This is a genomic window from Janthinobacterium rivuli, from assembly GCF_009208735.1.
Taxonomy (GTDB): Bacteria; Pseudomonadota; Gammaproteobacteria; order Burkholderiales; family Burkholderiaceae_D; genus Janthinobacterium.
The window spans coordinates 40,944-67,249 of sequence record NZ_WFLJ01000021.1; the positions used below are offsets into that span (position 1 = coordinate 40,944).

The 26,306-nt window shown below is 66.7% G+C and carries 19 protein-coding genes; 10 read left to right on the plus strand and 9 right to left on the minus strand.

Annotation, left to right across the window (positions count from 1 at the left end):
• The first annotated feature begins 188 nt into the window (after positions 1-188).
• Positions 189-3,632: a DUF748 domain-containing protein gene (locus GCN78_RS24360; protein ID WP_226939808.1), complete on the plus strand. Its 3,444-nt coding sequence runs from the start codon at positions 189-191 to the stop codon at positions 3,630-3,632.
• A 114-nt stretch (positions 3,633-3,746) separates the two neighbouring features.
• Here GCN78_RS24360 and GCN78_RS24365 read toward each other — a convergent pair whose 3' ends face one another.
• Together GCN78_RS24365 and GCN78_RS24370 are read right to left on the minus strand one after the other, a co-directional pair.
• Positions 3,747-4,103 carry a hypothetical protein gene (locus GCN78_RS24365; protein WP_152254021.1) on the minus strand — a complete coding sequence of 119 codons (357 nt, stop codon included), beginning with the start codon at positions 4,101-4,103 and terminating at the stop codon, positions 3,747-3,749.
• A gap of 196 nt (positions 4,104-4,299) precedes the next feature.
• Entirely contained in the window at positions 4,300-6,750 is a 2,451-nt protein-coding gene (locus GCN78_RS24370; RefSeq protein WP_152254022.1) for a membrane-bound PQQ-dependent dehydrogenase, glucose/quinate/shikimate family, read from the minus strand.
• Between the two features lie 309 nt (positions 6,751-7,059).
• Here GCN78_RS24370 and GCN78_RS30000 point away from each other — a divergent pair, with 309 nt between their 5' ends.
• The 9 genes from GCN78_RS30000 (at position 7,060) to GCN78_RS29930 (ending at position 19,138) form a co-directional block, all read left to right on the plus strand.
• Entirely contained in the window at positions 7,060-8,739 is a 1,680-nt protein-coding gene (locus GCN78_RS30000) for a methyl-accepting chemotaxis protein (RefSeq protein WP_152254023.1), read from the plus strand.
• Between the two features lie 49 nt (positions 8,740-8,788).
• Positions 8,789-9,424 (plus strand): hypothetical protein, encoded by a 636-nt coding sequence (locus tag GCN78_RS24380; RefSeq protein WP_152254024.1) that lies wholly within the window; start codon positions 8,789-8,791, stop codon positions 9,422-9,424.
• A complete protein-coding gene (locus tag GCN78_RS24385) occupies positions 9,421-10,338 on the plus strand; it encodes an HDOD domain-containing protein (protein ID WP_152254025.1) in 918 nt (305 codons plus the stop codon). The genes GCN78_RS24380 and GCN78_RS24385 overlap by 4 nt, the downstream gene beginning before the upstream one ends.
• A 74-nt stretch (positions 10,339-10,412) precedes the next feature.
• Positions 10,413-11,039, plus strand: a complete 627-nt coding sequence (locus tag GCN78_RS24390; RefSeq protein WP_152254026.1) for a response regulator — start codon at positions 10,413-10,415, stop codon at positions 11,037-11,039.
• A 34-nt stretch (positions 11,040-11,073) separates the two neighbouring features.
• A complete protein-coding gene (locus GCN78_RS24395) occupies positions 11,074-11,436 on the plus strand; it encodes an Hpt domain-containing protein (protein ID WP_193316860.1) in 363 nt (120 codons plus the stop codon).
• Complete coding sequence (locus tag GCN78_RS24400) at positions 11,433-13,664, plus strand: hybrid sensor histidine kinase/response regulator (protein WP_152254028.1); 2,232 nt, start codon at positions 11,433-11,435, stop codon at positions 13,662-13,664. Before GCN78_RS24395 ends, GCN78_RS24400 begins: the two co-directional genes overlap by 4 nt.
• Positions 13,665-13,816: 152 nt before the next feature.
• On the plus strand, positions 13,817-15,499 hold the full coding sequence (locus GCN78_RS24405; protein ID WP_152254029.1) for a sensor histidine kinase: 1,683 nt from the start codon (positions 13,817-13,819) through the stop codon (positions 15,497-15,499).
• A 48-nt stretch (positions 15,500-15,547) separates the two neighbouring features.
• A complete protein-coding gene (locus GCN78_RS24410; protein WP_152254030.1) occupies positions 15,548-18,979 on the plus strand; it encodes a response regulator in 3,432 nt (1,143 codons plus the stop codon).
• 33 nt (positions 18,980-19,012) lie between these two features.
• Entirely contained in the window at positions 19,013-19,138 is a 126-nt protein-coding gene (locus tag GCN78_RS29930; RefSeq protein WP_257218626.1) for a hypothetical protein, read from the plus strand.
• Positions 19,139-19,145: 7 nt separating this feature from the next.
• Here the strand turns inward: GCN78_RS29930 and GCN78_RS24415 are convergent, their stop codons facing one another.
• The 7 genes from GCN78_RS24415 to narJ form a co-directional block, all read right to left on the minus strand.
• A complete protein-coding gene (locus GCN78_RS24415; RefSeq protein WP_152254031.1) occupies positions 19,146-20,357 on the minus strand; it encodes an NnrS family protein in 1,212 nt (403 codons plus the stop codon).
• A 109-nt stretch (positions 20,358-20,466) separates the two neighbouring features.
• Positions 20,467-21,129: a response regulator gene (locus GCN78_RS24420; RefSeq protein ID WP_034781594.1), complete on the minus strand. Its 663-nt coding sequence runs from the start codon at positions 21,127-21,129 to the stop codon at positions 20,467-20,469.
• Between the two features lie 25 nt (positions 21,130-21,154).
• Positions 21,155-23,056 carry a type IV pili methyl-accepting chemotaxis transducer N-terminal domain-containing protein gene (locus GCN78_RS24425; protein WP_152254032.1) on the minus strand — a complete coding sequence of 634 codons (1,902 nt, stop codon included), beginning with the start codon at positions 23,054-23,056 and terminating at the stop codon, positions 21,155-21,157.
• 26 nt (positions 23,057-23,082) lie between these two features.
• Entirely contained in the window at positions 23,083-24,069 is a 987-nt protein-coding gene (gene moaA, locus GCN78_RS24430) for a GTP 3',8-cyclase MoaA (RefSeq protein WP_152254033.1), read from the minus strand.
• Between the two features lie 88 nt (positions 24,070-24,157).
• Entirely contained in the window at positions 24,158-24,904 is a 747-nt protein-coding gene (locus GCN78_RS24435; protein WP_152254034.1) for a peptidylprolyl isomerase, read from the minus strand.
• Between the two features lie 15 nt (positions 24,905-24,919).
• Positions 24,920-25,606, minus strand: coding sequence for a respiratory nitrate reductase subunit gamma (narI, locus tag GCN78_RS24440; protein WP_152254035.1), 687 nt, complete (start codon positions 25,604-25,606; stop codon positions 24,920-24,922).
• 34 nt (positions 25,607-25,640) lie between these two features.
• On the minus strand, positions 25,641-26,297 hold the full coding sequence (narJ, locus tag GCN78_RS24445; protein WP_226939809.1) for a nitrate reductase molybdenum cofactor assembly chaperone: 657 nt from the start codon (positions 26,295-26,297) through the stop codon (positions 25,641-25,643).
• Between the last annotated feature and the right edge of the window lie 9 nt (positions 26,298-26,306).

A 26,306-nucleotide genomic window follows, 5' to 3' on the forward strand; every position in this document is an offset into this window, starting at 1 on the left:
TGATACCGATAATGAGAATCATTATCAAGTAAGAGTGAGTTTGTGTGAGTTTTACAGAAGAAACAAGGTCACCATGGCGCCTGTTGTCACTTGAACACGTTTGGATTTTGCAGACGAGGCCGCAAAGAGGCATACTGACAGTCACGGCGCGCCGGGCGCGCCCTCCAACAAGATCAAAAGGTAAGTTCGTGAACACAATCGACAACAAAAGCGTGCAGACGAAAACATTTCGCTGGAAACGCTGGCAGCGCTGGGCCGTTGGCACAGGCTGCGCCCTGGCCGCCTACAGCGCGGCCGGCTTCTGGCTGGTGCCCTACGTCATCAAGCAGCAGCTACCCAAATTCGCCGAGAAAGAACTCGCGCGCCAGGCCAGCATCGCCGACGTGCGCTTCAATCCGTTTACCTTGCGCCTGGAAGCGGACCAGATCGCTTTCAAGGAAGCCCCCGGCGCGGATGGCAAGAGCGGCGCGCCGCTGCTGTCGATCGGCGCCCTGGCCGTGCAGCTGGAATGGAAATCCATCGTGCGCCGCGCCTGGAGCCTGGCGGAAATCCGCATCACGGCGCCGCAGGCGCAGCTGACGATCACGCCGGACGGCAAGTTCAACCTGGCTGAAGTGCTGGCCACCTGGCAACGCCATCACCCGGAAAAGAGCGACGGCGGCATGCCGCGCCTGGTCATCGCCCACTTTGCGCTGGAACAAGGCAAAGTGGATTGGCAAGACCAGAAGGCGGGCTATGCGGACAACTTCACGCCGATCAACTTTACGCTCGACAATATCTCCACCCTGCCCGACGCCAACGGCAGCTATAGCCTCAGCGCGGACGCGGCGCGCGGCGGCAAGCTGCACTGGCGCGGCACGGCCTCGCTCAGTCCGATTCGTGGCGAAGGCGAACTGATACTGAACGACGCTTCCCTGCCCGGCCTGGCCGCGTATCTGAAAGCCTATACGCGCGCGACAGTCGCCAGCGGCAAGCTGTCGGCGCGCCTGCCCTACGCCTTTTCCTATGCGGACGGCAAGCTGGAAGCGACCGTCAAGGGCGCCGGCCTGGCCTTGCGCGACCTGGCGCTGGTGCAAAGTGGCAAGAGCGACGCCTTTACGTCGCTCAATACCCTGGGTATTTCCGGCGTGAACGTGGACCTGGCGCGCCAGAGCGTCACCGTGGATAAAGTCAATCTGTACGGCGGCAAGGTGGCCGTGCGCCGCGACAGCCGCGGCGAGATCGACGTGGCGAACCTGATGCTGCCAGGCAATCCCGCACCCGCGGCCACCGCGCCAGCCAAGCCTGGCAAATGGAAGGTGGACTTGAAGCAAGTGGCGCTGGCCAATCTGGACGTGTCCGCCATTGATGAAACCGTCTCGCCGGCCCTGCAATTGAGCGCGAAACAGTTGCAACTGCAGCTGCAACTGGGCTTGCAACAAGGTCCAGCGGGCATGGCCACCGTCATCGACGGCGCGAGCTTCAGCCTGGCCGATCTGGCCATGCAACGGGGCGCGCAAACGCCATTCAAGCTGGCCCAATTGGGCTTTACAGACGGCAAGATCGACCTGGCGGCGCATACCGTGCACCTGGGCGCCGTGACGGCCAGCGGCGCGCAGATCGACCTGGCGCGCAACCGCCAGGGTGAATTTGCGATCGCGCAAAAGCTGCCCGTGTTTGCCGCCAACAAGGCCGACACGACCAGGGAAACACCGTCCGCGCCCTGGTCCACCAAGGTGGACAAGGTGGAGCTTAGCCAGTTCGGCGCCCGTTTCGATGATGCGGGCACGGGCATCAAGGGCAACTTGCAGGATGCCAGATTGTCCCTGCACGACGTCAGCAACGATATGAAACAGGCGCTGCCGTTCGAGCTGGGCGTGGGTCTGCGCGAAGGCGGCTTGCTCACGGCGAATGGCAAGTTCGTGCCGGGCACGGGGGCCGTCGATGCGCAATTGAATTTGAAACAGCTGACCCTGGCGCCCGTGCAACCCTTGCTGGCGCAGCATCTGAAGCTGAAGCTGGCGGGCGGCACGCTCTCCGGCAGTGGCCGCCTGACGACGGGGGGCGGCGCGCCGAAAGCGCCCAAGGTACGCTATGAGGGGGGCGTGGATATCGCCGGCCTCGTGCTCAATGAAACGGATGGCAAGCGCTTCGCCTCGTGGAAAAGCGTTCGCGCCGACAAGCTGACGGCCAGCGTGGGCCCCGACTTCGTCGACATCCCCGAGCTGCGCGTGGTGGAACCGAACGCCCAGCTGATCATCGAAAACGACCGCAGCCTGAACGCCCAGCGCCTTCTGGTCAAGGCGCCGGAGCCAGCCGCCGCACCAGCGACCACGGCGACGCCAACAGCAGCCGACGCCGCCTTCCCCGTGCGCGTGCGCCGCGTGCGCCTGCAGAATGCCAAGCTGGACTTTGCCGACCTGAGCTTGCGGCCCCAGTTCGCCGCCAAGATCTATGAACTCAACGGCGTCGTCACGGGCCTGTCGACGAGGCGTGATGCGCGCAGCCAGATCGAACTGGACGGCCGCATCGACGAATTCGGCCTGGCCCGCGTGCGCGGACAATTAAATCCCTTCGCCCCGACCGACAACACGGACTTGAACGTCGTCTTCAAGAACGTCGACATGGTGTCCGCCTCGCCGTACACGATGAAGTTCGCCGGCTATAAGGTGGCCGAAGGCAAGATTTCGCTGGACTTGCAATACAAGGTGCGCAACCGCCAGCTCGACGGCACCAACCAGATCGTGCTCGACAAGCTGACCCTGGGCGAGCGCATCGACAGTCCGGACGCCTTGAAACTGCCGCTGGAACTGGCGCTGGCCATCCTCAAGGATAGCGACGGGCGCATTGACCTGGGCTTGCCCGTGTCGGGCGACATGAACGACCCGCAATTCAGCTACGGCGCCCTGATCTGGAAAGCCGTGGGCAATGTGCTGACGAAGATCGTCACGGCGCCGTTCCGCGCGCTGGGCAACTTGCTGGGCATCAGCGCCGACAAGCTCGAAGCCATCGATTTTGACCCGGGCAGCGCCGTGCTGCTGCCGCCCGAGCGGGAAAAGCTCAAGCAGGTGGCGCAAATCCTCGCCAAGCGCGAGCAACTGAAGCTGGCCGTGCCGGGCCAGTACAGCGACACGGATGCGGCCGCCCTGCGCGCCCAGGCCGTGCGCCGCGCCGTCGCCGCCAAGGCCGGCATCAAGCTGGAAGCGGGAGAGGAACCGGGACCGTTGAACCTGGGCGAACGCAAGATACGGGGAGCGCTGCGCGACCTGTACGCGGAACGCTTCGGCAAGGCCGAGCTGGACAAGCAGAAGAAGGCGGCGGAGTCGGCCAGTCCCGCAGCGGCGCCGGCCGGCTCCGCTCCGGCGGCGGCCAAGATCCCCGTCTTCCAACGCCTGGGCAAGCTGATCGAAGGAGAGCCGCAAGTGGCCGACACGGGCGCCTTCTATACCGGTTTGCGCGAGCAGCTGGAAGCCAGGCAAGCCCTGCCTGCCGACGCCTTGAGCAAGCTGGGCGCCCAGCGCAGCGCGGCGATTCTGGCGGCCCTGCAGCAGGACGGCACGCCGGCGGCCAGGGTCAGCGCGGGCGCGCCGGAAAAAACGGAGGCCGCGCCGGGCAAGCTGGTGGGACTGAAGCTGGGATTGGCGGCGCAATAAAAACGGCGTTGCCGCAACAACTTTGCGGCAACGCCATGCAAGCGGCGGCAGTGATGCCGCACTATCTTTCCAGTGGCCAACTGAAGCACCCGGCCCGCTCATGGCGGCGGCTTGCTATGCTGGCCGGCAAGCTGAAGCGCGCAAATGACTCCCCAGTCTGGCACCGAAGAAGACCAGCAGCGCAAACACAGCCAGCAGCGGCACTGCCAGCAAGGCAAAGCCGTAAGTCACAAACACGACCGGGAGCCATAGGATCAACAGGCCGACGAAGGTGGCCATGCCGATGGTTCGATGTTGCGGCGGCTGGATACACCAGCCTTGGCCCAGGCCGATGACGACGCCGCACACGACGATGGCCAATACGGTCACCGTGCCCGGGAAATGTTCAAGACTCGTGTAGATGAGAAATACCGCAAGAAAACTCAGGATGGCACTGAGCGTCCCGATCAATCCCGTCCTGCCTGTACTCATGCCTGCCTTTCAACTCAAACAAATGCCGGTAACCGCGTGCAGCCCGTGCCCGCATCGCCAGGCATGCCGCGGCCGGCGACAGGTAACGCTGCGCCGGTTGCCAAATATACCACTCCGCTTTCGCGCCGGGCAAACAGCATTCTGACCAGCAATTTCCGCCGCGCCATCGACTGGATGGCGCGGCTCCGTCCACTCCCTATTTCCCTTTCCCCGCCTCCTTCACCACCTCATCCGGCAAGGCAAACGCCACCAGGCTGTCGCCCATCTTCGTGCCCAGTGATCCATGGCCGCCGGCCATCACCACCACATATTGCTTGCCCGTCTTGTCGGAGACATAGCTCATCGGCGTAGCCTGGCCGCCGGCCGGCAGGCGGGCTTTCCACACGGTCTTGCCGTTGCGCACGTCGTAGCCGCGGATGTAGTAGTCGAGCGTGCTGCTCAAAAATGCCACGCCGCCGCCCGTGGTGCTGATGCCGCCCAGGCTGGGCACGCCCAGCGGCAAGGCGATGGGGACTGGGGCGCTGTCGCGCGTGGTGCCGTTCTTGTGCATCCACACTTTTTTCATGGTGCGCAAGTCGACGGCGGCGATATAGCCCCACGGCGGCGCCTGGCATGGGAAACCCAGCGGCGACAGGAAAGGCTTGATTTCCACGGCAAACGGCACGCCCGTCTGCGGCTGCAAGCCCATTTCCGACCCCGTGCCGCCCTTCGCGTTCGCTTGCGCGCGCGGCACCAGGCGTTCCAGGAAGCCCATGTAGTCCGGGTTCACCAGCAGCAACTGACGCACGGGATCGACGGCCGCCCCGCCCCACTCGAAGATGCCGAGCGGGCCCGGCGAGATGATGGCGCCCTTGATCTTGCCTTCGGCCACCGTCTGCGGCGTGAACGGCCCTTCGTAGCGGTGCTGGCGGAAGATGATGCGGCACGCCAGCTGGTCGAACGGCGTCGTGCCCCACATATCCGTTTCGCTGATGTGTTTCTCGGGCAGGAAGGTCAAGGCCGAGAACGGCTGCGTGGGCGAGAGGCGGTCGCCAGGGGCGGCGTTGGCCGTCGGCACGGGTTTTTCCGGCGCCGGCACCACCAGGCTGCCGTCGCGGCGGTCGATCACATAGATGTCGCCGCGTTTCGTCGTGGCTACCACGGACGGCACCTTGCCTTTTGGCGTGTCGATATCGACCAGGGTCGGCTGGCCGCCGATATCCATGTCCCAGATATCGTGGTGCACGGTCTGGTAGACCCAGCGTACTTTGCCGGTCGCCAGGTCCAGCGCGACGATGGCGCTGTTGAACTTCTCGCCGTTCGGATTGCGGTTGCCGCCCCACGTATCGGGCGTTTCGTTGCCCATCGGGATGTACACCAAGCCCAGCTTTTCATCCACGCTGGATACGCCCCAGGAATTGGGCGAGTTGTTGGTGTAGGTCTTGCCATCGGCAATCGGCGCCGTGTCGTCCGGGTTCGCGGCATCCCAGTTCCACATCAGTTTGCCAGTGACGGGATCATAGCCGCGGATCACGCCCGACGGTTCTTCCGTGGAAAAGTTATCGGTAACGCTGGCGGCCATCACCACCACGTTCTGCGCCACGGCCGGCGGCGACGTGGGCATCAAAAAGCCCCGCTTCTTCATGCCCATGCCGTGGTACAGGCCGATCACGCCGTTCTCGCCAAAGCTTTTACAGGCTTCGCCCGTATCGGCATTCACGGCGATCAGGGTCGCGTCCATGGTGGGCGCGAAGATGCGGCGCGGGCACTCCATGCCGGCCGCCTCGGGCGCCGGATCGCCCTTGGCGCGGCCCGCGTTCACGTCCCAGTAGGCCACGCCGCGACAGATCATGTGCTGGTAGCTGGATGCGTCGCGGTTGATCTTCGGATCGTGGCGCCAGAGCTCCTTGCCCGTGTCCGGGTCCAGCGCGATGACGATGTTATGCGGCGTGCACAGGTACAGCATGCCGTTCACTTTCAGCGGCGTGACTTCATTGGCGATCTCGCCCGGGTCGTTCGGCCCCTTGAAGTCGCCCGTGTGATAGACCCACGCCTGTTTCAGCTGCGCGGCGTTGGCTGGCGTGATCTGCGCGGCCGGCGCGTAGCGGTCGCCATAGCCGGAGCGGCCATACGCGGCCCAGTCGTTGGGCGCCACGCCGGGCGCGACATCGCCTTGCGGCGTGGCCGCCATGTTCTCGGCCGGCACTTCGCCGTGCAGGGTGTAATAGTCTTGGAAAAGCGCAAACACGCCCACTGCGGCGGTGGCCACCACGGCGGTGGCCAGGGCGCTCTTGCCAGCGTCGCGCGGTTTCGCCCCGGCCGTCAACGGCGGAGCGAGACGCCGGTCGACGAAGGGCAGCAGCAGCCAGACGGCGGCGGCGAACCAGATATCGAGGCGCGGCAGCAATTGCCACCAGTCGAATTTCACTTCGATCACGGACCAGATCAGGGTGGCGAACAGCAGCAGCGCGAGAAACAGCTGCGCGCTGCGCCGCCCCTTCCACACGAGCGCGCCGGCGATGAGCATGCCGACGCCGGCCACGACGTAATACCAGGAGCCGCCGAGGCTGACGAGCCAGGCGCCGCCGCCGGCAAGCGCCAGGCCCAGCACGATGAAGATGACTGCGGTGATGACAAGCAAGGGTCCAGGTCGGGCAGAGGCAGTCATGATGCTCCTTTACAAGAGTCAGTCGGCGGCACGCGCCTGCGCGCCGTATTTGAGGGCGATCAAGGAAATTGCATTTTTTCACTAATTGACAAAGCGTGCCACACGCCAGAACGCCCGCCGCATGCCGTGTGGCTTTTTATACACGGCTTGACCGTCCAGTCAGTCACAAGCATACGATTTTGATGAAAATCATTGAATAAAATAAATCAACAACAAATTTCTCGAATAAAACAGATTTATGTCGTAAAATGGAAAAACAGGAGCTGAATCGGTTTTCCAAATGTTCAACCTCGAAGTGGAGCGCCCATCATGACCATCGCCAAACGGCTGTACGCCTTGATCCTTTCCGTCGTCCTGGGACTGGCCGCCCTGGCCGGCTTTGGTATCTATGAAATGAACCGCGTGTACACGGCGGCCAGCTATGCCACCGTCAACACCGTTCCCAGCCTGCTGACCTTGAACCAGGCTTTCGTGCCGTTCACGCAGATGCGCACGGCCGTCTGGCAGCACATGGCCAGCAAGGATGCCGCCGTGCGCGCCAGGCTGGAAGCGGGTATCGGGGAAGCGCGCGCGGCGGTGGGCCAGGCGCTCGACCAGTATGAAAAGGAAAATCTCTCCGATGAGCAAGACCGCGCACTGCTGGCCGCGGACCGAGCCGTGCTGCTGCGCTACGACGCCGTGCGCGACAAGGTGCTGGCGCTGTCGAAGGCGGGCGAACCGGACGCGGCACGCGACTTGCTGATGCAAAGCCAGCCCATCATCAAGGAATTGCTCGACGCCCTCGCCGCCCACCACCGCTACAACGAAAGCCTCGCCACCAGGGGTGCGGCCGACGGCGCCGCCACCGCCGCCAACTCGCGCTGGATTTCCATCGGCCTGGCCCTGGCCGTGACGGCCCTGGTTGCCGGCATGGGCCTGCTGCTGGCGCGGGGCATCGCCGCCTCGCTGGCCAGCGCCATCGGCGTGGCCCGCACCATCGCGGGCGGCGACCTCAGCGTGCAAGTGAACGCCACGTCGAACGACGAGGTGGGCCAGTTGATGTCTGCCCTGGCGGACATGAGCGCAAGCCTGGTGCGCATCGTCGCCGAAGTACGCTCCGGCACGGAGACCATCAGCACGGCCTCGAGCGAGATCGCGGCCGGCAACCTGGACCTGTCGGCGCGCACGGAACAGCAGGCCGGCTCGCTGGAAGAAACCGCCTCGGCCATGGAAGAACTGACGGCCACCGTGCGGCAGAACGCGGACAACGCCCGCCAGGCCCGGCAAATGGCCGTCAGCGCCTCGGACAAGGCGCAGCGTGGCGGCCAGGTGATGGGCGACGTCATCCGCACCATGGAAGCGATCGACAGCTCGTCCAACAAGATCGCCGACATCATCGGCGTCATCGACGGCATCGCCTTCCAGACCAATATCCTGGCCCTGAATGCGGCCGTGGAAGCGGCGCGCGCCGGGGAACAGGGACGCGGCTTTGCCGTCGTGGCAACCGAAGTGCGCAACCTGGCGCACCGTTCGGCGGCGGCCGCCAGGGAAATCAAGGTGCTCATCAGCGACTCCGTGCAACAGGTGCAACAAGGCGGCAAGCTGGTCCGGCAGGCCGGCGCGAGCATGACGGAAGTGGTCGACACGGTACGCAGCGTCACCGACATCGTCAGCGAAATCTCGGCCGCCAGCGTGGAGCAAAGCACGGGCATCGAGGAAATCAACCGCGCCATCACGCAGATGGATGAAGTGACGCAGCAGAATGCGGCCCTGGTCGAAGAAGCGGCGGCGGCATCGCAATCGCTGCAGGAGCAGGCGGCCAACCTGGCCGGCGTGGTGGGCACCTTCAAGCTGGCGCACGGGCAAGCCGGCGCGGCACCGCACGCACCTGCCGCACAGCGGCCCGCGCAGCACAAGGCCACGCTCAAGCTGGTCGCCTCGCGCCCCGCAGGCCAGGCCAGAAAGACGGCGCCGGCCAGCGCCGATGCCGGCGACTGGGAAGTATTTTAAGAACGCCATCACGCAGTATCACTCGTATAGACCGTACTGGAGCACTGTCATGAACGCCTTCCTCGACTTTCACCCCTTCCTGCGCTGCGAAGACCTCGCGCTGATGCGCCCGGCGCTGGCCATGGCTGGCATGCTGCTGCTGCTGGCCGCCCTGCTGTGGCGCCGTATCCGCCGCGCGCCAGCCGACTGCACGGCGCCGGCCGACCTGCATGAGCTGCTGCAACTGCGCAGGGCCGGCCAGCCGGCCAAGGCGGCGGAAACGGCGGAGGCGGCGCCACAGCCAGCGTCCGGGGCGCCGGAGATGCCGCCGTTCGAGCCTGCCCGCCTGGACGCCATGTTCGGCTACGACCGGCGCCTGCAGGGCGAGATTCTGGCCCTGTTCGTGGCCGAGACGCGCGACCGCCTCGCCGGCATCGCCCATGCGCTGCGCTGCGAGCGGCCCGCCGCGGCACGCGTGCTGGCGCAGGAAATTCTCGACGGCAGCCAGTCCATGGGACTGCTCCCCTTGCAGGTGCTGGCGCGCCAGGCCGTGCATGCGGGCTTTTCCAACGATATCGGCGCCTTGCGCCGCCTGCACGCGGAACTGCTGATGGCGCTCGATACGCTGTCGCAAGCGATCACGGCCCTGCAAACGGCGGGCGCGGCGCAAGCGGATGACTGCGGCGGCGTCGGGAGCCGGCCATGAGCGACCACCACATCGACCTGGCGCGCCAGCTCGGCGGCACCATCCTGCCTTCGCCCGCCTGGCGGTGCCACTGGCTGGCGACCTTGTGCCTGCAACAATTGCCGTTCGATGAGCTGGCAGAACAACTGGGCGGCGATCCGGCACTGAGCGGCAAGATCATCGGCCTGGCGAATGCCGGCGTGCCGCCGGGCGAGCGCAAGCATGCGTCGGTCAACGCCGCGATGCTGGCGGCCATCGGCTTGCCCGCCCTGCGCCAGGCATTCGCCGTCCCCGCCGCGCCGACGGCCGCATGCGAGCACTTCAACGCGCAGCGCTTCTGGTCGCACTCGCTGGCCATGGCGTGCGCCGCCCGCGTGGCAGGCGATGCGCTGCAGCTGGCGCCGGCCGACGAGCTGTACAGTTGCGGCTTGCTGGCCAACTGCGGCCAACTGGCACTGGCCACCTTGCATCCGCAGGAATACGGTCAATTGCTGGGCCAACACGGCGATGCCGCCAGGACCCGCCTGCTGTGCGCGGAATCGCAGCGCTTCGGCCACCACCAGTTGGCGCTGTCGGCCACGCTGATGCGGGGCTGGGGCATGCCGGACATCCTGTGCGACGCCGTACTCTGCCATGCCGCACCGCCCGGTTTCGGGCGGGCCGGGCGCATGACGGAACTGGCCTGGCTGCTGAAGCTGGCTGACAGCTTCGCCGACCTGATACTGCGCAACGGCGCGGGAGCGCGCGGGCCGGCCCTGGCCGCCGCGCGGGTACTGGGCATGGATGGAGAGCAGATGGAAACCCTGCTACGCCACAGCAACGCCGAGTGGAGCGAATGGGGCGAGATGCTGGAACCGCAGGCGCATGTCGTCCCCTGCCGCACGCGCGGCAGGACCCGGCGCGCCGCCAGTCAGGTTTTTAGTGAATTCATCTAATTCGTTGAATTTGATTTTTTAAGCGCGATTGCGTATCATTCCCTACAACTTCATCCGCGACCATAAAGCCCATCATGCACACTGCAGACGTTTGCACTACCCAAAAGGCCGCCGAAATCCTCGGCATCTCGGTCACATCGGTGCAGCAACTGGTCGAGGCAGGCGTGATCGAAGCCTGGAAGACCAAGGGCGGCCACCGGCGCATTCCCCTCGCGGCCGTCGAGGCCTACAAGGGCAATCCCGGCCAGCCGGGCCAGGACCAGCGCGCGGCGCGGGCCAGCCGCGCCGCCCCATCGGGCCGCCCGCCCTCGATCCTGGTGATCGAAGACAATCCGATCGAACGGGCGCTGTATGAAAAGCAGATCGGCTCGTGGAGCTTGCAGGCGGACCTGCGCTTTTGCGAGAACGGCTACCAGGCGCTGATCGAAATCGCGCGCGACCAGCCCGATATCCTGCTGTCCGACATCGTCATGGAAGGCATCGACGGCTACGAGGTGATCCGCACCATCCTGGCCGACCCGCTGCTGGCGGACATGCACATCGCCATGCTGTCGAACCTGACGCCGGAGGAACTGGAAGAACGGGGCGGCGTACCGCCCGGCGTGGTGTTCTTTGCCAAGCCCGTCAATTACGACGAGCTGCGCGGCTACCTGCGCGCCTGCTGCGCCGGCCATGCGCGGCGCAACAGCCTGGCCGCCTGACCCGCCACCGCTTTTCCCCCGCCACGGAGCCGCCATGCCAGCCTATCGCCACATCGATCCTGCCGTGCTGTTCCAGGCCACCGGCCACGACCTCGAGATGTTCCGCGCCCTGTCGCAGACCTACCTGGACACGGCGCCGGCCATGTTTGCGCGCGTCGAACAGGCCGTGCGCGGCGGCGCGGCGCCAGCCATCGTGCAGAGCTGCCATACCTTGCGCGGCACCGCAGCCCTGCTGGGCGCCGGCACCCTGGTGGCGCGCCTGGCGGCACTCGAGCAACTGGTGCGCCATCAGGGCGTGGCGGCGTCGGACTGGCTCGACGAGACGGCGGCGCTGGTCGGCGAAGTGGAACGCGAGGTACGCCGCAGCATGCTTGACTACACGGGCGCGCAGGCATGAACGCGCGCCAGGCCGCCCTGCGCCTGGTGCACCGCTATCGGCCGCGCACCACGGCGGCCGTCGTGGGCCTGGTGCTGGTGGGCCTGCTGGCGCTGCGCATCGTCGTCTCCGGCGTGCTGCTGCACCGCGAAGCCGTCGATGACTGGAAGCAGGATCTGTCCAACCTGTCGCTGCTGCTGGCGGAAAACACGGCGCAGAGCATGACGGCGGCCAGCCTGGTGCTCGACAGCGTCAGCAACGACATCCAGGCCGCCGCCCCCGCGGACGCGCAAGCGCTGGCCGCCGCCGTCGGCACCCCGGCCATGCATCAGTTGCTGCGGCACAAGATCGGCGGCGTGCCGCAAGTGGACGTGGTGTCCATCGTCGGCAGCGACGCGAGCGTGCTGGCCTTCAGCCGCGCCTTTCCCGCGCCGCCCATCCGCCTCGACGAGCGCGATTACTTCGCGTATCACCGGCGCCATCCGGACGGCGGCATGCATGTCAGCGCGCCCGTGCAAAACAAGGGCAATGGCGCCTGGACCTTCTACATCAGCCGGCGCATCAGCGCGCCGGACGGCCGCTTCCTGGGCGTGGTGCTGGTCGGCCTGTCGTGCGACTTCTTCAGCAAATTCTTCCAAAGCACCAGCATCGGCGAACACACGGCCTTTTCCCTGTACCGCAGCGACTACACGCTGCTGGCCCGCTGGCCGGCCGTACCCGCCATGATGGGCAAGCGCAACCTGACGGGCAGCACCTACCGCCTGCTGGAACAGGGCAAGACCGATGGCGTACTGCAGGTGGACACGCCGCGCGCGGCCGAGCAGGGCCGCGCGGTCGACCGCCTGGCCGGCATACGGCTGGTGCGCGACTACCCGCTGGCCATCAACGTGACCGTGACGGACGAGGTCTACCTGGCGGGCTGGCGCCGCATGTTGCGCACCATGGGCGGCGCTGCCGTCGTCAGCCTGCTCGTGCTGGCCGGGGCCATCGCGCTGATCATGGCCCTGCTGCGGCGCCATGAGCGCGACGCGGCCCGGGCGCTGGCGCTGCAGGCGCGCGCGGAAACAGCGAATGCGGCCAAGTCGCGCTTCCTGGCCGTCATGAGCCACGAGATCCGCACGCCGATGGCCGGCATCGCCGGCATGGCCGAACTGCTGCAGGACACCCGGCTCGACGCGGCGCAGCGGCAGCACGCCGAGCGCATCGGCGACGGCGTGCAGCACCTGATGCGCATCCTGAACGACATCCTCGACCTGTCCAGGATCGAGGCCGGTCAGATGCGCATCGAGCTGCGCGACTTCGACCCGCGCCTGCTGCTCGACGACGTGCTGGCGTTGCACCGCGCGCCAGCGGACCGCAAAGGCTTGCAGCTGACGGCCGAGGTCGACCCCGGCATGCCGCGGCAAATCTGCTCGGACCGCACGCGCCTCGCGCAGATCCTCGGCAACCTGCTCAGCAATGCGATCAAGTTTACGCCCTCCGGCAGCGTCACCGTGCGCCTGCACCTGGCGCCGGCCACGCCGGACGGCGCCAGCGCCTGCCTGGTCGCCATGGTCAGCGACCAGGGCATCGGCATGAACGAACAACAGCTGGGCCGCATCTTCGAGCCGTTTTGCCAGGCCGACGACAGCATCAGCGGCGCCTATGGCGGCACGGGACTGGGCCTGGCCATTTGCCAGCACCTGGTGACGCTGCTGGGCGGCGAGATCGCCTGCAGCAGCGCGCCCGGCGCCGGCTCCCGCTTCACCGTGCGCATTCCCTGCCTGGCGGCCAGCGCGCCGCAAGCGCAGCCGGAAATGCCGCCGCCCGCCGCCGCCGTCACAGTGCCGGCGCCCGCCCCCTCCCCAGCGCCGGCGCCGGGCGCGCGCATCCTGCTGGTCGAGGATACGGCACTGAACCGCCAGCTGGTGTGCCTGCAGCTGGGCGGCCGCGGCTACAGCATCGACACGGCAGAGAACGGCGCGCTGGGCCTGCAAGCGATGGCCGCGCAGCAGTACGACCTGGTCCTGATGGATTGCATGATGCCCGTCATGGACGGTTACCAGGCATGCCAGGCCCTGCGCGCCCGCGAAGCGGCCAGCGGCGCGCCGCGCCTGCCCGTCATCGCCCTGACGGCCGGCGTCACCGAGGACGACCGGCAGCGCTGCGTGGCGGCCGGCATGGACGATTATCTGTCCAAGCCGTTCACGGCCGCCCAGCTGCGCGCGACGGTGGAGCGCTGGCTGGCGCACCAGGCGGCCATGCGCTAGCCGCCCGGGCCGGGGTTCAATACAACACTTTTCCACACAAAATCAATTTATTCGATAAAATCAATTATATTCGCTATAATTGATAAATCACCGCGCCGGTGAGGCCGGGCATCCGTGCATCACGGCAGACCTGGAAGACTTGCGGAGGCAGCATGCGGCAGCACACATACGGGAAGGCCCGGGCCTGGGAGCGATGGGATACGCGCACCCTGCTGTCGCTCTTCATGGCCATCCTGCTGGCGGGACTGTGGAGCATCACCGTGCTGCAACTGCGGCACGCCCATGAGGCGGCCATCGCTGGCGCCGGGCGCGATGCGCGCAGCATGGCGCGCGTCTTCGACGAGCACGCGATCCGCACGATCGAGGCGGCGGACCAGGCGGCCACCTACCTGCGCGGCCGCTACCAGGCGCTGGGCGAGCGCCTCGACATCGTGGCGGACCTGCGGCAAGGCCTCAATCCCGGCCCCCTGTACAACCTGTTCAGCATCATCGACGAACGGGGCGACACGGTGCTGTCGAGCCGCCCCTTCAAACCGACCAACCTGGCCGACCGCGAGCACATCCGGGTACACATGCAGCGCGACAGCGGCGAACTGTATATCAGCAAGCCGGTGCTGGGCCGCGTGTCGAAAAAATGGTCGATCCAGCTGACGCGCCGCATCAACCATGCCGATGGCCGCTTCAAGGGCGTGGTGGTGGTCTCGATGGACCCGTATTACTTCACGCGCCTGTACGACGAAGTCGACCTGGGCGACAACAGCTCCATCGCGCTCGTCGGCAGCGATGGCGTGGTGCGCGCGCGCCGGGTCGGCGCCGTCAACACCATCGGCCAGGACATCGGCGGCAGCAAGGTGTTTTCGCTGATGCGTGGCGGCACGCGGGGCAGTTTCAGCGCGCGCAGTCCCGTCGATGGCACGCTGCGTTTTTATGCGTTCGAAAAGCTGGCCGACTATCCGCTCTACATGCTGGTCGGCCTGGATCGCGACACCGTGCTGGCCGACTATTTCTCGCGCCGCGACCAGGCCTTGCTGATGGCGGCCATCACGAGCGCGCTGATCGTGCTGTCGTGGGCCGCGCTGGTGCTGCTGATCGGCAGACTGGTCGACAGCCGCGCCAGGGCCATCGCCGCCAGCGAGGCCAAGTCGCGCTTCCTGTCGAACATGTCGCATGAATTGCGCACGCCCCTCAATGGCATCCTCGGTTTCTCCGAGCTGCTGCTGGAACGGCTGCGCGAACCGGAACTGGCCGCCTACGCGCAAACGATACAGGGCAGCGGCCGCCAATTGCTGACCATGGTCGAGGCGGCGATGGAGTTGAGCGCGCTCGAGCACGACCAGGTGCGGCTGGAGTCCGCCGCCGCGCCACTCGACCAGTTGCTGGAACTGGCGCTGGCGCCGCACCGGCCGCGCGCGGCGCACAAGGGCTTGCAACTGGCCGCGCAAGTCGCACCCGCCACGCCGCCCAGCATCGATTGCGACCGCGTCCGCCTGGTGCGCGTGCTCGACATCCTGCTCGACAACGCCATCCGCTACACGGCCGCAGGGCGCGTCGACGTGCACGTCACGCACAGCGGCGCGGACCTGCGGATCGAGGTGCGCGATACGGGCATCGGCATCGCGCAGGCGCGCCAGGGCGACATCTTCGACAAATTCACGCAGGCGGACGACTCGCCGAGCCGCGCCCATGACGGCGCCGGCATGGGGCTGGCCATCGCGCGCCAGCTCGTCACCCTGATGGGCGGCAGCATCGGCGTGACCTCCGCACCGGGCCATGGCGCCGTCTTCCGCCTGCACCTGCCCCTTGGGAGCAAATTGACCACACTATCACATGCATAGTCGTGCACAAAAGTTGTTCTCCGCGCGTATCGGGTATAGCATCGCCACATGACCTACCACACAGATGCGGCGGCAGTGCGCAGACGATTGATCGAATGGCTGTTTTTTCTCCTCGGGCTGCTGATCGTCGCTGCCGCCCTCGCCTACGCGCACCTGGCCGAGGCGTCGCGGCACGAAGCGGCCGAGCGTGAACGGCTCAGCGTGCTGACGGCGCTGCTGGCAAAAAATATCGAAGTCGACCTGGCGGCGACCAACCTGGTGCTCGACGGCGTAATCCGCGACTATCTGGCCGCCGGCGCCGCGCCCGACGCCGGACTAGCCCTGCCCCGGCGCCTGGCCGCATTGGTCGACGCCATGCCGGGGGTGCGCACCATGCTGGTCGTCGATGCCGGCGGCAAGCCGGTCGCCACCAACATCCCGGAGCTGTCCGACCAGGATTTTTCGCGCCGCGACTACTTCCGGACGGCGCGCGACGCCCCGGATCCGCGCATGCTGTACATCTCGGCGCCTTTCCTGTCCTTCAAGCGGGACCTGGTCATCACGGCGTCGCGCATGGTGCAGGACCGGCAAGGCCGCTTTGCCGGCGTCGTGGTGGCCACCTTCGACCCCGAATACTTCACGGCCAAGTTCCGCACCGCCATGTATGCCGCCGATGTGTGGGCCGTCGTCGTGCATGGCGACGGCCGGCAATTCCTGAACTATCCGGTCAAGAGCGTCAATGGCGGCAATCTGGACGTGCCCGGCAGCTTCCTGCGGCGCTTCCGCGACAGCGGCTATCAGGCGGGTGTGCTGAGCGGCGTCGAGATCGCCGGCGCCTCCCCCCGCGTCATGGCCATGGCGACGATCGCCCCCGCCGCGCTGCACATGGACCGCGCCCTGATCATCGGCCTGAGCCGCGAAGAAGCGGCCATCGCCGCCCCGCTGCGTCGGCAGGCGCTGGGCTACCTGGTCGGCTTCGCCATGCTGGCGCTGGCCGGCGCCAGCCTGCTGTTCTGGAGCCAGCGGCGGCGCCGGCAGCAAGCCGCCTGGCAGGTGGAGCAGGAAAGGGAGCGCCAGGCCATGCAAGCCGTGTCCGACAGCGAAACGCGCTTTCGCACCCTGATCGAAGATGCGCCCGTAGCGATCGCCATCCTGCGCCATGGACGCTTCGTGTATTCCAATCCCCGCTACCGCCACCTGCATGGCTATGCCCCCGAGGATGAGCTGAGCGGCCTGCCCTGGCGCGCCATGCTCACGCCCTCCTCGCAAGTCGCGCTGGCAAGCATCGAAGCGCTGATCGAGACCGATTCGGCCAGCGAACAGATGTTTGAAGCCGTCGGCCTGGACAAGCAGGGCCGGCCCGTGCCCACTCTCAAGACCAGCACGCGCGTGATGCTCAAGGATGGACCGGCCACCTTGATCTTCGCCCAGGATATTTCCGCGCAAAAGCAGGCCGAGGCGGCCATGCTGCTGGCGCGCGACGGCGCCGAAGCGGCCAACCGCAGCAAGGCCGAATTCCTCGCCAACATGAGCCATGAGATCCGCTCGCCGCTCAACGCCATCCTCGGCATGGCCTGGCTGCTGGAACGGGGCAGCCTGGATGCGGAAGGACTGCTGATGACGCGCAAGATCCGCGCGGCCGGGCAGTCGCTGCTGGGCATCATCAACGACGTGCTGGACGTCTCGAAAATCGAGGCGGGCCACATGACGATCGAGCAGGCGCCGTTCCGCCTGGCCGAGGTGATCGAGAAGGTCGCCGCCAGCATGGGCGTGGCCGCGCAAGACAAGCCCGTCACTGTGCGGATCGGGCCGCTGCCCGATGGCATCGACCACGTGCTTGGCGACGCGCTGCGGCTGGAACAGGTGCTGGTCAACCTGGGCAGCAATGCCATCAAGTTCACGCCACAGGGCACGGTCGAACTGCTGACCACGCTGGAAAGCCGCGACGGCGACGCCGCGGTGCTGCGCTTTTGCGTGCGCGACACGGGCATCGGCATCGCCCCCGAGGTGCAGGAGGCGATCTTTTCCGCGTTCGCCCAGGCCGACACCTCCACCACGCGCCGCTTCGGCGGCACGGGCCTGGGCCTGACCATCTGCCGCCAGCTGGTGCGCCTGATGGGCGGCACCCTGCACCTGGAAAGCGGCCTGGGCCAAGGCAGCGCCTTCAGTTTCACGCTGCCGCTGCAACTGATGCCCGCCACAGCCCTGTCCTCGCCCGACATGCAGGGCCTGCACGTCTTGCTGGCCGACGCCAACGCCGACACGCGCGAGGCGGTGGCCGCCGTGGCGCGCGGCCTGGGCTGGAACGTGCATGCCGTGTCCGGCGGCCAGGCGGCACTCGAGCATGCGCTGGCCTGCGCCGAGGGCGAGCGCCCCGGCGTGGTGGTGCTGGCCGCGCGCATGCCGGACCTGGACGGCGAAGCCACGGCGCGCGCCCTGCGCGAATACCTGCCGCCGCAGGACTGCCCCGTCGTCATCCTGGCGGCCAGCGGCGCGCCGGCGACGGCACCGTCGCGGCGGCGCACCGATCCGGCCCATGCCGCCGACGCCATCCTCAACGAACCGGTGACCGCTTCCAGCCTGTACAACGCGACGATGGAGGCGCGCCAGCAGCGCGCCAGGGCCGCAGGCCTGGACGCCAATCTCGTCCCGCTGGAAGAACGCCAGCTGGCTGGCGTGCGCGTGCTGGTGGTCGACGACAGCGAGATCAACCGCGACGTGGTCAGGCATATCCTGTGCGATCAGGGCGCCGTGCCCTCGTTCGCCTGCGATGGCCAGCAGGCGCTGGACTGGCTGCTGGCCCATCCCGCCGACGTCGACATCGTGCTGATGGATGTGCAGATGCCCGTCATGGATGGCTTGCAGGCGACACGCGCGCTGCGCCAGTTGCGGCAGTTCCAGGACCTGCCCGTGGTGGCGCTGACGGCCGGCGCCTTCCAGACGCAGCGCACGGCGGCGCTGGAGGCGGGCGTGAACCATTTCATCAGCAAACCGTTCGACGTGCCGCAGACCATCGCCCTGATCGCGCGCGCACACCGGCGTCGTGCGCAGGGATTGCCGGCCCTGCCGCCCGTCATGGCCGAAGCGACGATGGCCGTGCCGCCGCACGGCGCGGCACCCGCGATCGACCTGGCGCAGGGCATGGCGCAGTGGCTCGAGGAAGCACCCTACCGCCAGCACCTGTCGCGCTTTGGCGTCACCTACAGCAATACGGTCGGCGCCATGCGCGCGCTGCTGGCGGCCAATGCGCGCGGCGACGCCGCCGCGCTGGCGCACAAGCTGGCCGGCGTGGCCGGCAGCCTGGCCCTGCCCGCCACCTTGCATGCGGCCCAGCACGCCGAACAGCTGCTGCACGCCGGCGACGATGCGGCCGCCGCGCTCGACACGCTGGAACAGGCGCTGGCACGCGCCATCGACGCCGTCGCCGCCTTCACGGCACAGACGCCGCCGTCCGGCGAGGCGGTCGTAGCAGAAACGCAACATGGCGGCGCAAGCCAATGATAAAATTGGCAATATGAAAATGAGGGAGACGACATGATCTGGTGCAGGGATTTGCTGCTGAGAGCCTTGATGCTGGGCCTGCTGCTATTCGTCGTGGGCGAATCGCTGTCGTACTGGACGCCGGAAATCAGGAAACTGCTGGCCTGGCGCCCTTTCTGACAGAAGTCTAGCCTTCGCGGCCGTCCACCCTGGCACGCCACAGGTACGGCGCATACACGCACGCATACAGGCCAAAGGCCAGCGACCAGCAGGCACCCGCCGCCAGCAGCAGCGGCATGGCCAGCGAGACGGGGCCGACGGCGGCCAGCAGGCGCGCCAGCGCGCCCAGCTGGATCAGCCAGTACATCGCCGCTTCCGCCCTGCCGCCCTTCAGCGCACGCCCCGTGTGGCCCAGGGTGGTGCGCGTCATCATGCCGATGATCAGGCCCGCCATCGACCCCACCGTCAGCGCGTGCAGCGCGGCGCTGACGGGCAGCAGGCCCAGACTGGCCAGTCCCAGCAGCGCGAAGCCGATGCCGATCCACGCATACGACAGGTGCAAGATCCACAGCAGCGGCACGCGCAGCGTGCGTTGCGGCTGCCAGGCCAGCAGGTTCGACAGCGAGACCCCGCTTGCCACGAGGGCCAGCGGCGCCGTCAGCCACACTGGCGCGCCGGCCAGCCACGCGATGGCGGCCGCCGCCATGCAGGCCACGGCGATCAAGGCCCGCTGCGGGCTGGCTACGGGCGTGCTGCCAGGCGCGCCATTGCGGGTGAACATGGGGATCACGCGCGCGCCGATCACCGATTCGATCAGCACGATGATGAAGATGGCCGCCTGCACGGGCAGGAACAGCGACAGCGGCAACCAGCCCAGCACGGCCGCGTGGAACAGGCCATTGGCCAGCGCCAGCAGGGCCAGCAAGCCGACCAGGAACAGGTTGCGCGTATTGCCCGAGCGGCGCAGCACCCGATACAGGGGCCAGGCGGCCAGCGGCAGGAACAGCCAGTCGACCAGGGCCGCCAGCAGGCCGGGGCCGCACAGCATGGCCACGCGTCCCGCCAGCCACAGTGCCACCAGTGCCATCAGCTGCGCGCCGTGCGGCGTGGGCAAGCCCGTCCAGTTGCGCCCCGCCGTGTACAGGAAGCCCACGACGACGGCCAGCGCGAAGCCGAACACCATTTCATGCATATGCCAGCCCAGCCCCACGCGCAGGCCGCCCGCAAACACGCCGAAGTAGCTGGCCAGCCACAGGGGAATGCTGATGGCCGCGAACACGGCCGCCAGCAGGTAAAACGGGCGAAAACCCAGTTGCCAGACGGCGTGGCGCGCATGCCAGGGCGCCGCACCGGTGGCGGCGGGGGAAGGAGATGGTTCGCTGATCGGGGTGATGGCCATGATGGGCTCGCTCTAAAGATATATTCAATATACTACTTTAAAAGCGCAACAACCGCCATCGGCAAAAGGAGTAGACGGCTAGCCCGCAGTGACTAGCCGCCGGCGCAGGCTACTTGCCCTGGCGGTGCTCGACCGCATACACGGCCGCCTGCACGCGGCTGGTGAGGTTGAGTTTTTTCAGCACGTTCTGCACGTGGATCTTGACCGTGCTTTCGGCCAGGTCGAGGGTGCGGGCGATGCCCTTGTTGCTCTCGCCACGGGACAGGCAATCGATGATTTCCTTTTCGCGCGGCGTGAGCTTGTCGAGTTCCGACACGGGTTCCTCGCGCCGCGTGCCCGCCTGCAGCTGCGCCACCAGCTTGCCCGTCATCGCTTCGGCGATGACGACTTCGCCGGCGGCCGCGCGGCGGATGGCGCGCACCAGGTAATCGGCGTCGATATTCTTGATCAGGTAGCCGCAGGCGCCCGCGCGCAGGGCCGTCGCCAGGTCTTCCGCGTCTTCGGACACGGTCAGCATGACGATGGCCGTGTCGGGACAGTCGTGCTGCATCAGCTGCAGCGCTTCCACGCCGGACATGCCGGCCATGTTCAGGTCCAGCAGCACCACGTCGGGCTGCAGCTGGATGGCGCGCTTGATGCCTTCCACGCCATCGGCCGCCTCGCCCACGACGGAGAAATCCGTGTGGCGCTGCAGCAGCGAGCGTATGCCGCTGCGGAACAGCGCGTGGTCGTCCACCAGCATGACGGTGATCGGTTTATCGGGTGTCTCCATGTTTTTTGTACTTTCAGGTGATGACTCAGGCGGCGCGGCGCTGTTCGCGCGACAAATGCAGTTCGACGGTGGTGCCGCCGCCAGGGCAGGCGTGCACGTCGAACGTGGCCTCGATGCGCTGCGCGCGCTCGCGCATGATATGGATGCCGACATGGCTGTCGCCCTTTTCCAGCACGTCGACAGCGTCGAAGCCGACGCCATTGTCGCTGATCGTCAGGGTAAAGTCCTGGTGATCGGCGAGGCGCACCTCGACGTGGCTGGCCTGGGCGTGCTTGCGGATGTTCGACAGCGCTTCCTGCACGATGAATAGTAACTGCAATTGCTGCTCGCGGGGGAATGGCGCGCCGTCGACGTCGGCCAGCAGCTCGGCGTCGATGCCCGTCTGGCGGCGGAATTTGTCCACCGCCGCGCGCAGGGAGCCGATCAAATCGTCCTCCATCAGGCGGCTGCGGAAGTTGGCCAGCAGTTCGCGCACGTCTTCATAGCTTTCCTTCACGCCCGCATGCAGGGCCGGCACGATGCCCGCCACCTCGTCGAAACGGGCGTTGCGCACGGAGTCGTCGAGCATCTGCACTTGCAGGTTGAGGAAATTGAGGCTTTGCGCGATGCTGTCGTGCAGGCCCTGCGCCACCAGGTTGCGCTCTTCGGAAATGGCCATCTCGCGTTCGCGCGCGGCCAGGCGCAGGTTTTCCAGCGCGATGCCCAGCAACTGGCCCAGCGTTTCCAGCAAGGCCAGCTCGCGCGCGGAAAACACGCGCGCATGGCGGAAATGCAGGTTGAAGAAGCCCAGGTGCTGTTCGTGCGCGTGGATATGGAAGACGGAGACGGTGGCAAAACCCTCGCGGTGGCAGCGCAGCTCGTGCGCCTTGTCGATGCGGCGCATGTCGTGCACCTTCGCCACCTTCATCTCGACGGCCGTGCCGCACAGGCAGTCGCCCACCTTCAGGCAATGCTCGGAGGCCACCAGTTCCTCGGACAGGCCAGTATGCACCACCATGTGCAGGTTGCCCCGCTCGGCGTCGAGCACGCGCACGGTGGAACCGTCCGCCTCGAAATAGTCGACGATGCGCTGCATGAAGCCGCCGCAGATGTCTTCCAAAGGCTGCGGGCGCTGCAGGAAGGCGGCGCTTTCGTACAGCAGCGCCAGTTCGCGGTTGCGGTATTCCAGGGTCGCCGTCTTGCTGCGCACGCCCTCTTCCAGATTGCCGTACAGCGCCTGCAGGCGATCGGCCATCTGGTTGAAGCCACTGGCCAGCTGGCCGAATTCGTCATTGCTTTCGACGGCCAGGCGCACGCTGAAGTCGCGTTCCTTCATGCGCTGCATGCCCAGGCGCAGCCGCGTGACGGGCTCGATGATGAGCATGAACATCAGGTAAATCATGCTGACCGTGCCGATGACGGCCATGCCGACGAGGATCAGCTGGGAGGCGCGCAGCCAGAAGGTGCGCTGTTCGCTATCGTGCTCGATCAGGCGCACCAATTGATCGACCTGGCCGACGAAGGTGTCGGCGTCATGCTCGAACTGGCGCGCGCGCGCGGAGGAGTCGGCGGCCAGGGCTGCCGGGCGCAGGCCGCCGCGCCAGGCGGTGCCGATGCGCTCGAATTCGGACTTGATGGCCGTGCTGGGAGGCAGGAACAGGGGGCGCTGCGGGTCGCCGTGGCCGATCTTGGCCAGGGTCTCGTCCATCAGCAGCACTTGCTGGCGCGCCTGCTCGCCCGCGTCGCTGGCAATCAAGAGGGTCAGGCGGTAGGTCTGCATGCGCAGCCGGCCCGTCTCGTTGATGGCGGCCGAACTGCCTTCGAGCTGCCACGACAGGAACAGGGTGCAGCCGATGGCGCTCAAGGCCAGCACCAGCATGAGCAGCAGCGCGCCGACGATCTTGGTCGACAGCTTCTGCCAGGAGGAAAACATCGCTTTAAATTTCATACACCCTTTACTTGGCACCGCCCCGTTCAGCCTCCGGTTTGGGCCATAAAACGGATAATCTTGTCCGGCTGCGTATTGAAATCATGCTGCTGCGGCTTGAGTTCGATGGCGGCGCGGATCGCCGCCTCGATCTCCGCATCCGTGGCCCCGCCGCGCAGCATGGGGCCAAGCGCGAATTTTTCTTCCTGGCCCAGGCACAGGTACAGGGTACCATCGACGGACAGGCGCACGCGGTTGCAGGTGGCGCAAAAATGCTGCGACATGGGCGTGATGAAGCCGATGCTCGAGCGTCCATCGGCTGTCGCCATGTAGCGCGCCGGCCCGCCACCGAGCTCCATCGCCTGCGGCACCAGGCCGAAACGGGACGCCAGGCGCTCGCGCACGGGACCGAGCGGCATGTAGCTGGCATTGCGGCCCGTGCTGCCCATCGGCATGGCTTCGATCAGGCGCAGGATGAACTGCTGCTCGATGCAAAACGCGGCCATGGCCTCGATCTGGCCGTCATTGACGCCGCGCATGGCCACCATGTTGATCTTGATCGGATCGAAGCCGGCCGCCTTGCCCGCCATCAGGCCGTCCAGAATAGGCTGCAGGCTGTCGCGCCCCGTGATCTGCTGCATGCAGGCGCGGTCCAGCGAGTCCAGGCTGACGTTGATGCGGTCCACGCCCGCCGCGCGCAAGGCCACGGCGTGCTTGCCCAATTGGGTGGCGTTCGTCGACAGCGACAAATCCTGCAAACCGGGCAGCGCGGACAGCTTTTGCGCCAGCTCGGGCAGGTTGCGCCGCAACAGCGGCTCGCCGCCCGTCAGGCGCACGCGGCGCGTGCCGAGGCGGACAAAAATACCCAGCAGGCGCTCGATCTCGTCGAACGTCAGCCAGTCCTTCGGCTCCTCGAATCCGCGAAAGCCCTTGGGCATGCAATAACTGCAGCGCAAATCGCAGCGGTCGGTGACGGACAGCCGCACATAATCGATCGAACGGCCAAAACGGTCCTGCAACTTCACGCTACCCATGACGCTACTCCTGATTCTTCCTTGATTGTAAAGGCTGGGGCACGATCTGGCTGTGCCCCAGAAGGCCTAGCGGCCTACGCCTTCCGGACTATTGCAGCAATGGACTGGCTGTGCCTTCGAGCTCGATACCGGCAATCTCCGCGCGCCCCACCAGCAAGTGCAGATACTGGTGCACGGCGCGCTGCCACGCGGCGCGCGTCAGGCGGTCGGCGATCTGCGCCTGCACCGCCTCGTAGGCGATGGCCTGGCCTTCGACGCGGCGCAGCACCTGCACGATGTGGTAGCCGAAGCGCGTTTCCAGCAAATGGCCGGCCAGCGCGCCCGCTTCCAGGCGGAACAGCAGCGCATCGAACTCCGGCACGCTCTGGCCCGGCGACAGCTGGCCCAGATTGCCGCCCAGGGCCCCGGACGGGCAGTTCGAATACTGCGCCGCCAGTTCGCCGAAGCGCTCGGGCGCCAGTTTCAAGGCGTCGAGCACGGCTTGCGCCGTCGTGCGCAGCAGCTCCAGGGGCGCCTCGGGCGTCACCTGGAACAGGATGTGGCGCGCCTCGACCAGCGCCCCGCTGCGGAACAGCTGCGGGCGCTGCGCGTAAAAGGTGCGGCAAGCCGCATCGTCGGCGGGCGGCACGCGCACTTCCTGCGCGAACAGCGCCTCGATGCGGTCGTCCATGCTGTCGCCCTGCACGCCGAGGCGCTCGGCCTCGTCTTGCAGCAGACGGCGCAGCACCAGTTCATGCACGGCCTGTTTCAGCGGATTGCCGGCGCGGTCGTGATGCGGCAGTTCCTGCGCGATGTCGGCATCGTCGATATCGATGCCATTGACGGAGATTCCCATGATCTAGCTCCTTGATTAACGGCGGCGCACCAACTGATAGGCGCGGCCCAGATATCCGATGGCGCCGAAGCCGCTCCACACGTGCACCAGGCGGGTGAACGGGAAGATGACGAACAGCGACATGCCCATGAACAGATGCAGCTTGAACACCAGCGGAGCATCGACGATGAAGCTGGCGGCGTCGCCGCGCAGGGTCACGATGTGCTGCGCCCAGTTCATCAGCAAGACCATCATGTGGCCATCCATGTGCGAAGCCGAGACGAAGATCGACGACAGGCCCAGCAGCAATGTCAGCAGGATCCACACCATCACCAGCTTGTCGCCGGCCGTGGTGACGGCGCGCAGCCGTGCATTGCCGAAGCGGCGCGCCAGCAGGATCAGGATGCCGACCAGGCACAGGCCGCCCATCACGCCGCCGGCCGCCATGGCCACGCCCTGTTTCAGGCTATGCGACACGCCCAAGGTATCCCACACCCAGACGGGGGTGAGCAAGCCGGCCGCATGGCCGAACAGCAGGCCAATGATGCCGAGGTGGAACAGGATATTGCCCAGGCGCAGGCTGCCGCGATGCAGCAGCTGGCTGGAATCGGACTTCCACGTGTATTGCTCGCGGTCGAAACGGATCAGGCTGCCCAGGAAAAAGATGGCCAGCGCGATGTATGGATAAATGCCATACACAAATTGATGCAAATAATTACTCATGATGTACTCTCCTCATGCGGGCGCAGGCGGCCAATTAAGCGGCGCGCCGCGGCTGCGGGTGAAAATGCACGGGATGGACGCCACCGGGGGCTTGGCGCAGCAACGGCTCGACGCCGTCCGCGCCGGGACCGAAGGTTTCCAGCGCTTCATCCATGTCGCGCACCGGCGGTTCGGCCAGCATTTCTGCCGCCACGGGGCTCAGGCGTTCGAGCATCGTGAAGACGGGCGCATACGGGCTGCCGTTGGCCGTCAGCTTGCGGCCGATGTGCGCCAGCACGTGGACGGCGTCGCCCAGCAGCGGCGCCGAAACCGCCTCGTCGAGCTGCGCCAGGAATTCCAGGAACAGGGGCACGAAGTCGGGCAGGTCGTCGCCCACCATCTGCAGGCCGTGGCGCTTGTATTCCTCCATCAGGTCGACCATGGCCTGGCCCCGGTCGCGCGATTCGCCGTGGATATGCTCGAACAGGTGCAGCGAGTGCGAGGGATTGCGGTCGAAGGTGGCCACGTACTGCTGCTGCAGGTCGATCAGGCTGCTGCTTTCCAGGTGCGCCAGCAAAGGCCGCAGCAGCGCGTGCTGCTCCGGCACTGCCGCCAGCGCGGCGTCGAGCTGCGGCAGGTGTTCGATCAGCTCGGGCTCGGGATACAGCAGCAGACGGGAAAGGACTTGGTAGTGATGCATAGCGTGTTCCATATGAGCTCC